This is a genomic window from Streptomyces sp. NPDC002054, from assembly GCF_040296685.1.
In the GTDB taxonomy this organism is placed as follows: domain Bacteria; phylum Actinomycetota; class Actinomycetes; order Streptomycetales; family Streptomycetaceae; genus Streptomyces.
Window position 1 is genome coordinate 34,964 of the sequence record NZ_JBEOXT010000018.1, and the last position, 12,303, is coordinate 47,266.

Annotated in this window: 11 protein-coding genes; 4 read left to right on the plus strand and 7 right to left on the minus strand. The window is 72.3% G+C overall.

Annotated elements, in window-relative coordinates; translation table 11 throughout:
• Nucleotides 1-61: 61 nt before the first annotated feature.
• Genes ABT123_RS18630 through ABT123_RS18640 form a run of 3 tightly spaced genes read right to left on the minus strand, consistent with a single transcriptional unit; the run spans nucleotide 62 to nucleotide 2,756 of the window.
• Nucleotides 62-1,105: a zinc-dependent alcohol dehydrogenase family protein gene (locus ABT123_RS18630; RefSeq protein WP_351315421.1), complete on the minus strand. Its 1,044-nt coding sequence runs from the start codon at nucleotides 1,103-1,105 to the stop codon at nucleotides 62-64.
• Between the two features lie 35 nt (nucleotides 1,106-1,140).
• Nucleotides 1,141-1,842 (minus strand): lysoplasmalogenase, encoded by a 702-nt coding sequence (locus tag ABT123_RS18635; RefSeq protein ID WP_351315424.1) that lies wholly within the window; start codon nucleotides 1,840-1,842, stop codon nucleotides 1,141-1,143.
• On the minus strand, nucleotides 1,839-2,756 hold the full coding sequence (locus ABT123_RS18640; protein ID WP_351315427.1) for a sterol desaturase family protein: 918 nt from the start codon (nucleotides 2,754-2,756) through the stop codon (nucleotides 1,839-1,841). Before ABT123_RS18640 ends, ABT123_RS18635 begins: the two co-directional genes overlap by 4 nt.
• Nucleotides 2,757-2,849: 93 nt before the next feature.
• Between ABT123_RS18640 and ABT123_RS18645 the strand changes: the two genes are divergently transcribed.
• Nucleotides 2,850-5,960 carry an NACHT domain-containing protein gene (locus ABT123_RS18645; RefSeq protein ID WP_351315430.1) on the plus strand — a complete coding sequence of 1,037 codons (3,111 nt, stop codon included), beginning with the start codon at nucleotides 2,850-2,852 and terminating at the stop codon, nucleotides 5,958-5,960.
• 23 nt (nucleotides 5,961-5,983) lie between these two features.
• Here the strand turns inward: ABT123_RS18645 and ABT123_RS18650 are convergent, their stop codons facing one another.
• The 4 genes from ABT123_RS18650 to ABT123_RS18665 are packed head-to-tail and all read right to left on the minus strand — an operon-like array spanning nucleotide 5,984 to nucleotide 10,189.
• Nucleotides 5,984-7,204 carry an amidohydrolase family protein gene (locus ABT123_RS18650; protein ID WP_351315433.1) on the minus strand — a complete coding sequence of 407 codons (1,221 nt, stop codon included), beginning with the start codon at nucleotides 7,202-7,204 and terminating at the stop codon, nucleotides 5,984-5,986.
• Nucleotides 7,201-8,493 (minus strand): amidohydrolase family protein, encoded by a 1,293-nt coding sequence (locus ABT123_RS18655; protein ID WP_351315436.1) that lies wholly within the window; start codon nucleotides 8,491-8,493, stop codon nucleotides 7,201-7,203. Before ABT123_RS18655 ends, ABT123_RS18650 begins: the two co-directional genes overlap by 4 nt.
• 12 nt (nucleotides 8,494-8,505) lie before the next feature.
• Entirely contained in the window at nucleotides 8,506-9,390 is an 885-nt protein-coding gene (locus tag ABT123_RS18660) for an SDR family NAD(P)-dependent oxidoreductase (protein ID WP_351315439.1), read from the minus strand.
• Nucleotide 9,391: 1 nt separating this feature from the next.
• Complete coding sequence (locus ABT123_RS18665) at nucleotides 9,392-10,189, minus strand: acetoacetate decarboxylase family protein (protein ID WP_351315442.1); 798 nt, start codon at nucleotides 10,187-10,189, stop codon at nucleotides 9,392-9,394.
• 126 nt (nucleotides 10,190-10,315) lie between these two features.
• Between ABT123_RS18665 and ABT123_RS18670 the strand changes: the two genes are divergently transcribed.
• The 3 genes from ABT123_RS18670 to ABT123_RS18680 all read left to right on the plus strand — a co-directional run bounded on the left by ABT123_RS18670 (nucleotide 10,316) and on the right by ABT123_RS18680 (nucleotide 12,268).
• Complete coding sequence (locus ABT123_RS18670; protein ID WP_351315445.1) at nucleotides 10,316-10,933, plus strand: TetR/AcrR family transcriptional regulator; 618 nt, start codon at nucleotides 10,316-10,318, stop codon at nucleotides 10,931-10,933.
• A 59-nt stretch (nucleotides 10,934-10,992) separates the two neighbouring features.
• Nucleotides 10,993-11,970 (plus strand): DEDDh family exonuclease, encoded by a 978-nt coding sequence (locus ABT123_RS18675; protein ID WP_351315448.1) that lies wholly within the window; start codon nucleotides 10,993-10,995, stop codon nucleotides 11,968-11,970.
• A 64-nt stretch (nucleotides 11,971-12,034) separates the two neighbouring features.
• Nucleotides 12,035-12,268, plus strand: a complete 234-nt coding sequence (locus ABT123_RS18680; protein ID WP_351315451.1) for a metallothionein — start codon at nucleotides 12,035-12,037, stop codon at nucleotides 12,266-12,268.
• The last annotated feature ends 35 nt before the right edge of the window (nucleotides 12,269-12,303 follow it).

The following is a 12,303-nucleotide window of genomic DNA, read 5'->3' on the forward strand; positions in this document are numbered from 1 at the left end:
GGACCTGTAGGACGTGCCGCGGGGGCCGGGCGGGGAAGACCCCGCCCGGCCCCCGTCACGTTCACGGCGCGATCAGCACCTTGAGGGCGCTGCGGTCGTCCATGGCCCGGTAGCCGTCCGGCACCTCGTCCAGCGACACCGCCCGGTCGAAGACCGGCGAGGGGTCGATGGTGCCGTCGAGCACGTCCCGGAGCAGCTCGGGGATGTACGCGCGGACCGGCGCGACGCCGCCCCGCAGGCTGATGTTCCGGTCGAACATGACGCCGAGGTCCAGCCCGGTGCCGCTGCCGTGCGGGACGCCCACGTAGCCGATGGCCCCGCCGTCGCGGGTGATGTTCACGGCCGTCCGCATGGACATCTCGGTGCCGACCGCCTCGATGACGGAGTGCGCGCCTTGGCCGCCGGTGAGCTCGCGGACGGCGGCCTCGGCGCCCTCCCCGCGGTCCGCGACCACATCGGTGGCGCCGAACAGCTTGGCTATGTCGGTACGGGCGGCATGGCGGCCCAGGGCGATGATCCGGTCGGCGCCGAGCCGCTTGGCGGCCAGTACGCCGCACAGCCCGACGGCACCGTCGCCGACCACGGCCACCGTGGAGCCCTTGCGGACTCCGGCGCCGAGGGCGGCGTGGTGGCCGGTGCCCATGACGTCGGAGAGCGCCAGCAGCGCGGTCAGCAGGTGGTCGTCGGAGGCGGCGTCGGCGGGCAGCTTCACCAGGGTGCCGTCGGCGTGCGGGACCCGGACGGCCTCGCCCTGGCCGCCGTCGTGGCCGACCGAGCCCCAGAACCCGCCGTGCACGCAGGAGGTGTACAGGCCCTCGGTGCAGTAGTCGCAAGTGCCGTCGGACCACATGAAGGGGGCGACGACCAGGTCGCCGGCGCGCAGGCCGGTGACCGCGGAGCCGGCCTCCTCGACAATGCCGAGGAACTCGTGCCCGATCCGCTGGCCGGGCTCGCGCACGGCCTGGCCGCGGTAGGCCCAGAGGTCGCTGCCGCAGATGCAGGCGCGCAGGACGCGGACGACGGCGTCCTCGGGGCGCCGGATCGCGGCGTCGGGCACCTCCTCCACGCGGATGTCGTGCGGGGCGTGGATGACGGTGGCGCGCATGGTGGTGCAGTCCTCCGGCGGAGTGGTTCAGTAGTTCAGTCTTGTAGGACTTCCCTACGGTACGCCCGTCCGGCCGCAAGCACGCCACTGGCCAGCAGGTACTGGGCGGCCAGGTAGGTGAGCATGATCCAGAAGTCGGGCCGGGGCAGCTGGGGCCACTCGGCCACGCCGGTGGCGATCAGGGTGTCGGAGAGCAGGAACAGCGCCCCGCCGAGGCCGGCGGTCCGGCCGAGGGCGCTGGACCGGAAGGCCATCGCGGTGAGCAGCAGGCTGTACCCGGCGACCGGGATGCGGAGGTCCGCCGGGAGGTCGCCCCAGAGCAGGGCGACGGTGCCGAGGAGCGCCGCGCCGTACGCCGCGGCGAGCAGCGGGTGGGCGGGCCGCTTGCCGAAGAGCACCAGGTAGCAGACGTGGCCGAGGGCGAAGGAGCCCATGCCGAGGAGGAAGGCGAGCTCGGCGTCGAAGAGCAGCGCCAGGTCCCCGCCCCAGCCGAAGGCGAGGGCGGCCACCAGCAGGCGGGGCGCACCGCGGGTGAGCGCCCAGCCGATGAGCAGCGGCATCAGCAGCGGCTTGAAGAGGGCGTGCCCGGGGTCCCAGCCGGCCAGCAGCGAGCCGAGGTCGAGGACGGTGGCCACGGCGAAGCCGATGAGCGCGGCCCGGCCGAGGCGGGCGCGGCGTCCGGCGCCGGGGGCGGTGCCGGCCGCCCAGGAGGGCGTACGGCGCTCGGTGGCGCTCATGCGGTGGCCTCGGCGGACTCGGTGCCGGCGGGCTGGGCGGACTGGGCAGGCTGCGTCGCGGGCTGGGCAGGCTGCGTGGGCTGCGTCGCGGGCTGCCAGCCCGGGCCGCGGAAGACCCGTCCGGCCCGCTCCCGCCAGCTGCCGGCGGCCCGGACGTCCCGGGCGATGGCCGCGTACTCGTGGGTAGCCACCCGCAGCGGGTTGTAGGTGGAGATGTTCTTGGTGAGCCCGAAGACGGGCTTTTCCACCTCCCCCACCCAGGACCCGAACATCCGGTCCCAGACGATCAGGATGCCGCCGAAGTTGCGGTCCAGGTAGCCGCCCTGGGAGGCGTGGTGGACCCGGTGGTGGGAGGGGGTGTTGAAGACGTACTCGTAGGCCCGGGGCAGTTTCCCGATGCGCTCGGTGTGAACCCAGAACTGGTACAGGAGGTTGATCCCGTAGCAGAACGGGATCACGGCCGGGTGCACGCCGAGTGCCACCATCGGCAGGTAGAACCACCAGGTGGTGGCGCTGGTCCAGGGCTGGCGCAGAGCAGTGGTGAGGTTGAAGTTCCGGCTGCTGTGGTGGACCACGTGGCAGGCCCACAGGATGCGGATGACATGGTGGCCGCGGTGCTGCCAGTAGTAGAGGAAGTCCTGGGCGAGCAGCATCAGCGGGACGGTCCACCACAGGAACGGCACGCGCAGCGGGGTGAGTTCGTAGACGGCCGTGAAGACCGCGACCACCGGGATCTTCCAGAGCAGGTCGAATCCGATGCTGCCGAGCCCCATGGCTACGCTCGTGACCGCATCCTTGGTGTCGTATCCGGCGGCGTCCTCGTCGGGATGGAGCCGGTAGCTCACCATCTCGATGACGGTGAGCAGCACAAAGGCGGGTATGGACCACAGCACGACATCGGGCAGGTTCGGCATGCCCGCACCATAGAGGCGGTTTCCGGGGTGCCGCTAGAGGTTGTTACCGATCGGTATCCGACCGGGTTACCGGCGGTACCAGGGGAGGGTTGTGTGACGGGGTTCGAGACGGTTCTCTTACGCATCGCCGGCACGGCGGTCGGAGCACTGCTGAAGCCGCTGCTGGCGAAGGCACCGGGGGCCGGCGAGGTCGCCTCCCCGGTCCGCCCGGCCGCCCGCTGGCGGCGGCCGGCGGCGCTCGGCGCCGACGAGATACGCCGCCTGACGGAGGGCCTGGCGGACCGGCTGGGCCCGGTCGGTGCGGGAGTCGCGGAGCACGAGCGGCTGGCGGCGCTGGACGCGGTGGGCGACGCGTTCGCGGCGTTCGCCGCCCGCGGCACGGTGGACGCGGTGGACGCGGACACCCTCTTCGCCCTGGACCTCGACCCGCACCGGCTCACGGCCGCGGTCCTGGCCCACTCCCCCACCGGACTCGGCGAGCCGGCCGAGCGCATGTACCGGGAGCTGGTGGGGGCGTGCTGCCGGCACCTGGTGGAGTACGTGACCACCCTGCCGGAGTTCGGGGCGCGGGCAGATGTGGAACTGGTCCGCCGGACCGGCGAGTTGGCCCGGGCGGTGGACCGGCTGGCGGAGCGGCCCGACGGCGCGGCGTACGCCTTCGAGGAGCGGTACGCGCAGTACATCGCCCGGACGCACGAGCGGCTCCAGCTGTTCGGGGTCACCTTCAGCAGCAGCCGGCAGGAGTGGCCGCTGGATCTGGCATACATCGGCCTGGCGATGAGCGGGGACCAGCTCCCGGAGGAGCCCGGCTCGCACCGGACCACGATGGAGGCCGACCAGGCCCTCGGCGCGACCGACCGGGTGCTGCTCCGCGGGCCGGCGGGCTCCGGCAAGAGCACCCTCGTCCAGTGGCTGGCGCTCAATGCGGCCCGCGGTACGTTCGGGCCGCGGCTGGCGCACTGGAACACCCTGGTGCCGTTCGTCCTGCGACTGCGCTCCTTCCACGAGAACCTGCCGCTGCCCGAGGAATGGCTGCGGGCCTCGGGCGTGCCGCTGGTCGCCCCGGACGGCTGGACAGTGGACCTGCTGGCCGAGGGGCGGGCCCTGGTCCTCGTCGACGGGGTGGACGAGGTGCCGCAACGGCTGCGAGGACGCACCGAGGCGTGGCTGCGGACGCTGATCGCCGCCTTCCCGAGGGCGCGGTACATCGTCACCACCCGCCCGTCCGCGGTGCCGGAGGACTGGCTGACCGGACAGGGCTTCGCCGCCCTGTCCCTGCTGCCGATGGAGCGCAGCGGCGTACGGTCCTTCATCCGGCACTGGCACGATGCCGCCCGGGCGGAGTGCGGCCCGGGCGAGGAGCGGGACCGGCTGGACACCTACGAACAGGTGCTGGTCCGAGCGGTCGGGGCCCGCCGGGACCTGGACCGGCTGGCGACGAATCCGCTGATGTGCGCCCTGCTCTGCGCATTGAACCGGGACCGGCGGATGCAGCTGCCCCGGGCCCGCAAGGAGCTGTACGACGCGGCCCTGGACATGCTGCTGGTGCGGCGGGACACCGAGCGGGAGATCAGCGGCGTGGAGGGGGTCTGCCTGACCCGGGACGAGCAGACCCTCCTGCTCCAGCGGCTCGCGTACTGGCTCATCCGCAACGGGCAGGTGGAGGCTGACCGGGACGAAGCGGTGGACATGATCCGCGAGTGGCTGGAGGCCATGCCGCAGGTCCGGGAACAGGGCGATGCCCAGCAGGTCTTCCGGCACCTGCTGATCCGCAGCGGGCTGCTGCGTGAGCCCGTCCCCGGTGCGGTGCACTTCGTGCACCGCACCTTCCAGGACTACCTGGGCGCCAAGGCGGCTGTGGAGGAACGGGACTTCGGCGTGCTGGTGCGCCATGCCCACGACGACGCCTGGGACGATGTGGTCCGGATGGCGGTGGGCCATGCCCGGCCGGACGAACGCGCCCGGCTGCTCCGGCAGTTGCTGCGCCGCGCCGACAAGGTGAAACGGGACCGCAGCCGGCTGGTGCTGCTGGCTGCCGCGTGCCTGGAACACGCCCCGGAGCTCGATCCGCAGGTGTGGGGCGAGGTGCAGGCCAGGACGGCGGCCCTGCTGCCGCCGCGCAATCCGGGGCAGGCCGAGGAACTGGCCAAGGCCGGCGAGCTGGTGCTGGAGCTGCTGCCCGATCCCGATGACCTGTCCGAGGCGGAGGCCGCGGCGACCGTCCGTACGGCCGCGCTGGTCGGTGGGGAGCGGGCGCTGCGCGTGCTCGCCGGATTCCGGCGGGACGACCGGTACGAGGTGGGCCACGAGCTGTCCGAGTCCTGGGGCCGGTTCCCCACCGGCGAGTACGCGGACGCGGTGCTGGCGGACGCCCCGATGCGCACGGCCCACCTGCACATCCGCACCCCCGAACAGCTGGAGGCCTTCGCCGGGCTCCCGCACATCCGGCGCGTCCACCTGGTGTGGGAGCACGGAGTGCCCAAGGAGATCACCGAGCGCCACGATCTTGAGTGGCTGGTCCTCCAGCGCAATCCCGGACTGGTGGATCTCTCGGTCCTGACCGGCCACCGGTCCCTGCGGCACCTCGGGGTCTTCGACTGCCCGCAGGTCAGATCCCTCGCGGCGGTCGACCGGCTGGCGCTCGACAGCCTGGCCCTCGGATACATGGCGGACGGGGTGTCGCTGGCGCCGCTGGCGGGCCTCGACGGGCTGCGCAAACTGGTGATCGGGTACGAGCCGAAAGAGCAGCGCATCGGGGACGTCCCGGCCACCGAAGGGCTGACCCAGCTGGCGCTGTGGCAGGGCGCGCGCTCGCTCACCCTCGACGGGCTGGAGCGGTGGGCGGGGCTGCAGTCGCTGACCATCGCGGGGGACCGGCAGTACCGGCAACTGGCTGCGGAGCGTCCGCTCACCGGACTCACCGCCTTGCAGATCCGGTTCGCCGCCGCGGTGGACCTCACGGAGCTGACTCCGTACCGGCGGCTGACCCAGCTGATGCTGCTGCGCTGCGACATCGATCGGCACGGTCTGGAGCCGCTCCGGGAGCTGCCGGAACTGACCCGGCTGCGGCTCGCCGAATGCGCCTGGATGGTCGATCTCTCCCCGCTGGCGGGGCTGGACTCCCTGCGCATCGAGGTCGACCGGCGCACCGCGGTCATCGGGGTGGAGCGGATCCCGCCGGAGCGGCTCACGTACTTCCCGTGAGCCGCCCCGGGCGGGCCGGAGTGTCACCAGACCCGGACCGAGCCCCCCTTGGCGAAGGCCGGGCTGGTGGCTTCGGCGGGGACCTCCGTCAGGGGCTCGGCGATCTCCGCCACGGTCGGGCCGTGCTTCGCGGCCAGGGCGTCCAGGAACGGCATGTCGAAGCCGTAGACCCGGGCCGCGTTGCCGCCGGCCATCGCCGCGATCTCCTCCCGCGGCAGGCCCGCGTAAGCGATCCGCAGGCCCTCGCGGGAGAACGGGGTGGTGCCCTCGTCGTGGGGGTAGTCGCAGCCCCACATGATCTTGTCGAGGCCGATGCGGTCGCGGAGCGGCACCTCATGGGGGCGCATGAAGCTGGCCCCCACGAAGCAGTTGTCCCGCCAGACCTCGCTCGGGCCCTTGCCCATCGCCTCCGCCAGGCCCGCGCCGAACTTGGACTCGGCGGTGGCCGAAGCCGCCACCAGCCGGCCGTGGTAGTAGTCCAGCATCTCCAGCACGCCCGGGATCCACCCGGAGCCCTGCTCCGTCAGGACCAGCTTCAGCCCCGGATGGCGGCGGAAGGCGCCGCCGAAGACGAGGTGCCACAGAGCCCGGTGGGAGAACCAGGTGGTCTCCACCATGAAGACGGCCCGGGCGGCGGGTTCCTCGCCCAGCGGCGGCGACGCCGAGCCGCCGTGGTGGTTGACCGGGACGTCGAGTTCCGCGCAGACCGCCCAGATGGGGTCGTACGCCGACGAGTACAGCTCGGGGACCGGGGAGCCGGGCGGGACGCCCGGCAGGAGGATGCCCCCGGTGAGGCCCGCCTCCTTCGTGCGGCGGATCTCCGCAACCGCCGCATCCACGTCGTTCAGGAGGATCTGGGCGACTCCCGCCCGGCGGCCCGGCGCGTCCGCGCAGAAGTCGGCCAGCCAGCGGTTGTGGGCCTGCAGGCCGGCCCAGCGGAGCGCAAACTCCTCGGCCGTGGGCGGCTGCGCCATCAGCGAGGCGTTCGGGAAGAAGGGCGGGATGGTGTTGGGGAAGACGACCTCCGCGACGATGCCGTCTGCTTCGAGTTCGGCCAGCCGGCGGGCCGAGTTCCAGTTGCGGTCCGCGGTGTCCGCGAGAAGGTCCTCGTACGGGTTGACGTAGTCGGCCGCCCAGGCATCGAAGGCGTCGTGGTGCCTCTTCTCCAGGTACGGCCGGTAGTCGAGCAGGTCGGCGCCGGCGTGGCAGTCCGCCGAGATGACCGTGTAGCGGTCCTCCGTCACTGCGACACCCCCAGGACCGGGAAGTCGTTCTCGGTGAGCCAGTGCCGGCCGACCTCCCGGGAGCGGGCCCAGGAGGCCTCCACCGCCGCCTGGTCCGGGGACTGGCCCAGCTCCGCCGGGGTGGGTCCGATCCGGCGGGCGATCGGGGCCAGCGCCGCGGTGTCGAAGCCGAAGACCTCGGCGGCGGCCAGGCCCAGCATGCGGCGGGTCTCGGCTACGGGTATGTCGTGGAAGGTGTTCCGCAGCCAGGCGCGGGTGTTGGGCCAGGTCCCCTCGGGATGCGGGAAGTCCGAGCCCCACAGGATGTTGTCCACGCCGATCTCGTAGCGCTGCGCGAGTTCGCGGCGTTTGGTGTTGGTCGCGCAGACGAAGACCTGCCGGTCCAGGTACTCGCTCGGCGGGCGCTTCAGCTCGGCGAAGGGGGAGAGCTTCTTCCCGCCGTGGGCGCCGAGGTAGAGGCGGTCCATGAACCACAGCTGGTTCGGGAGCCACCAGCAGCCGGATTCGGCGACTCCGAACTTCAGGCCGGGGTGCCGCTCGAAGACCCCGGACCAGAGCAGGAACCAGAGCGGGCGGGCCGGCCACCAGGTGACCTCGGAGACGTAGATGCCGAGGTGGTCGCCGTACTCGTGGCGCGGGGCCGCACCCGAGTGCGTGACGATCGGCATGGCCGTCTCGGCCGCCGCCGCCCAGACCGGGTCGTAGCGGCGGTCGTGGTAGGGCGCCTTGTCCACCCACATCGAGGGGATCATCAGCGCGCCCAGGCCGGACTCCTTGGCCCGGTGGATCTCGGCGACGACCTTGTCCGGCTCGCCCGTGATGGGGAGGAGGGCCACCCCGCAGTGCCGTTCGGGATTCTCGGAGACGAACTCGGCGAGCCACCGGTTGTGCGCCTGGGCGCCCGCCATGCCGAGCTCGGGGTCCTGGTCGCCGGACAGGCCCAGGCCCACCCCGAAGGGGGCGGCGGTCTGGCTGTCGACGGCGTCCGCGTCCGGGAACACCACCTCGGCGGCCACGCCGTCGCCGTCGAGTTCCTTCAGTCGCTGGGTGGTGTCCCAGCCGCCCTTGAGGCCCTCCTCGTGGTCGTGGAACCACTTCTGGGCGAAGGCCTCGTTGCGGACGCCCAGCCGGGTGGCCTCCTCGCGGCGGGCGTCCCGCTGGCCGAGGAATTCGTCGAACTGCGGGTGGAAGCGGGAGTCCAGATAGGGGCGGTACTGCTCGGTGGGCAGGCCCGCGTGGCAGTCAGAGGAGATGATCAGGTACGGGTCTTCGTACGGTGTGTCACTCACGGCAGACGCTCCTCAGTCGAGGATGAAGCTCTCCAGGTAGGCGGGGTTGGCGCGGTCGAGCATGGACTGCGACCGGGCCTTGATCTGCCGGTCGCTGTGCTCGCTCGCCGGCAGCATCCAGAAGCGGCCCGCGCGGATGCCGTCCACGACGTGCTCGGCGACCTCCTCGACAGGGGTGAAGTCCACCTCGTGGCCGGCCTTCTTCATCGCGGCCTCGTACTGGTCGAGAGTGCGGTACGGGGTCCGGCGCGGGCGCTGCTTGGCGTACCGCTCGGGCCGGTTGCGGTGCGACTCCCACAGGCCGGTGCGCAGCATGTGCGGACCGGGGAAGAGGACCGAGGCGCCGACGGCCGCGCCCTCGGCCCTGAGGTGGGCGTACAACGACTCGGTCATGGTGACCACGGCGGCCTTGGTGACGGCGTACACGGAGGCGGTGGGCAGCGGAGCGATGCCGCCGTCGCCGGAGGAGGTGTTGACCACGTGGCCGGGCCGGCCGCCCGCGATCATGCGGGGGACGAAGGCCTGGATGCCGTGGAAGACGCCCCAGACGTTGACGGAGAAGGCCCATTTCCAGTCGTTGGGCTCGTGCTCCCACATCCGGCCCTCGGCACCCGACCCGACGCCCGCGTTGTTGCAGAGCACATGGACCGCGCCGAAGGCCTCGTACGCGGCGTCGGCGAGGGCGAGGAGGGAGTCGCGGTCGCTGACGTCCACGGTGCGGGCGAGGACCTCGGCCCCGTCCGCGGTCAGCTCCTGGGCCGCCTTGGCGAGGGCGCCCTCCTCCACGTCGGCGAGGACGACCTTGAGGCCCTCGGCGGCGAAGCGGCGGGCCATCGCGAGGCCGATGCCGCTCGCGGCGCCGGTGACCACGGCCACCTGTCCGGGTCCGAGGTCCATGTCACACGCTCCCCTCGGGCGGCCCGTCCAGGATCTGCATCGGGTCGTCGTAGCGCTGGTGGATATACGGGAGCAGGGCCTGGGCGCTGACCCGCTCGACGACCCGGCCCTTCTGGTCGGTGGTCTTCTCACCGATGGTGATCTCGACGATCCGGCGGACGGGCAGGTCGGCCACCGGGTCGAACATGGACTCGCGGAGCACGATGTCGCCGGTGATGTGCTCCAGCCTGCGGACCTTCTCATTGCGGGTGCAGTGGACGAGCACCGGGTCGCCGTCGAAGCCCGAACCGTCCACGCCGGGCAGGAACTTGAAGTAGAAGTCCGTCTTCTGCGTGGGCTCGGGCAGCGGCAGCTCGCGGTCCACGGCCCCGCGGACCTCGACGAAGGCGATGCCGTGCCGGGCGAGGGAGGCGTTGACCACCAGGCCGTCGCGCTCGACGGAGACCTCGCCGAGCTTCTTGGGTTCGCCGAAGACCTCGCGGCCACCGGTCAGGGCCCGCTCGTGGGTCATGGGCATGACCAGCGGGTACCAGCCCTCGACCCCGCCGTGCCGGGCGGCGACGGCGACCGAGCCGGCGCCGAGCGGGTAGCCGGGCAGGTCGACCTTGCTGATGTTGGCCCGTACGAGGGGCCGTTCGGCCGGCTTGAGCGGCGGGGGGAGGACCGCCGCCACCACATCGGGGTCGCTCTCCCAGACGGCGACCACACCGGTGGACCAGATGTCGGGGAGCTTGGAACTCTTCTCGCGCGATGCCACGATCTCGGCCTCGGTGCGCGCTCCGTACCGTACGCGTGCCATATCTCGCACCATCCCTCGTCTCGGGGGGAGTCGTCGGTTCTGTAACACAGTTACACCGCTGGCGATGAAGGGTAAAGACCCCTGCACCCAACAGAACTGACGCATCGACAGATTGGCGGCGGACCGATGACGAGGAGCCCGCTGACCCGCGAGGAGGTGCTGGAGACGGCCGCGTCCCTGGTCAAACAGCACGGCCCGGCCGCCCTCACCATGCGCAAACTGGCCGCCGAGCTGGGCACCGCCGTCACCTCCATCTACTGGCACGTGGGCAACCGCGAGTCCCTGCTCGACGCCCTGGTGGAGCGGACCGTCACCGACATGGGCGCGATCCGCCCCACCGGCCGCACCCCCGCCGACCGGATCGTGTCGGTGGCCCGGGGCCTCCGCCGCGAACTGCGCGAACGCCCGCACCTGATCGCGATGGTCCACGAGCGCGGGCTCACCGAGCGGATGTTCCTGCCCGCCCAGCAGGCCCTGGTGCACGAGGTGCACGCCGCCGGACTGCGCGGGGCCCGCGCCGCGGATGCCGTCCGGGCGGTCCAGTTCCAGATCGTCGGCTTCGTGCTGGTCGAGCGAAACCGCGAGCGCTCCCCCGCGCAGTCCCCGGCCGAGGGCGAACTCTGGGATCCTGCCGCCGCCCCCGCCGACCCGGCCCTCGCCCGCGCCCTGGCCCGGCCCGCCGATCCGGAACGGCTGTTCCTGCTCTCCGTACGCGCCCTGGTGACGGCACTGCTGGCCGGATAGACCGGCTGACGGGCCCTTCGGTCCCCCGGTGTCAGTCCGGGCCCGTATCCTCTGTGACCATGCTCGACGACCGAACGACCGCAGACACGACGTGGCCGGCCGCCTACCCCCGGGGGTACGCGGTCGTCGACGTGGAGACCACCGGGCTCGCGCGCGAGGACCGGATAGTGTCGGCGGCCGTCTACCGGCTCGACGCCCAGGGCAATGTGGAGGACCACTGGTACACCCTGGTCAATCCGCAGCGCGACCCCGGCCCGGTCTGGATCCACGGCCTGACCAGTGAGGTCCTCGAGGGCGCCCCGCTGTTCAGGGACATCGCGGAGGAGTTCGCGGACCGGCTCGCGGACCGGGTGCTGGTCGCGCACAACGCCATGTTCGACTGGCAGATGATCGCCCGCGAGTACGCGCGGGCCGAGGGCGCGGCCCCGGTCCGGCAACGGCTGTGCACCATCGCCCTGTCGAAGGAACTGAACCTGCCCCTGCCCAACCACAAGCTGGAGTCGCTGGCCGCGCACTTCGGCGTGGTCCAGCAGCGCGCCCACCACGCGCTCGACGACGCCCGGGTGCTGGCGGAGGCCTTCCGTCCGTCGCTGCACACGGCCGCCCGGGACGGCGTACGGCTGCCGCTGCTCGAATGCCGGCCGCTGACCGAGTGGACGGACTCCCCCGCCACCCCCCGGATCGGCTACCAGGCGGGGTACGGGTCGGCGCGCAACAGCTGGCGGCCCTCCCGGAAGCGGCCGGTGTGCCCGCATCCGAACCCGGGCCGGTTCGAGGACGGCAGCCCGCTCAAGCAGGGCATGCGGATCGCCTTCTCCGGGGACACCTCGGTGGAGCGGGAACTGCTGGAGGACCGGGCTGTGGAGGCCGGCCTGCACATCGCGACGAGCGTGTCCCGGCTCACCAGCCTGCTGGTGACCAACGACCCGGACTCCGCGACCTCCAAGACCGTCAAGGCGAAGGCGTACGGCACCCCGATCGTGGACGAGGCCGCCTTCACCCAGTTGCTGCGGGACGTGGCTCCGGCAGACGGGTGAGCCTCGGGCGACTCGCCCGGCACCCGCTCGCCCGGCCGGGCCGTCCGGTCCCACCCTGTGGCGCATGGCACGTTGTGAGGTCTGCGGAAACGATTACGGCATGTCCTTCGAGGTGCACGCGCAGGGCGCGGTGCACGTCTTCGACTGCTTCTCCTGCGCCATTCACCGCATGGCGCCCATCTGCGAACACTGCCGGGTACAGATCATCGGGCAGGGCGTCGAGGTCGAAGGGCAGTGGTACTGCGGAGCGCACTGCGCCCGCGCGGAGGGGAAGGTGGGCATCGTCGACCGCGTCTGAACCCCTACGGGCCCCGGCAGGCGCACCCGCCCGCC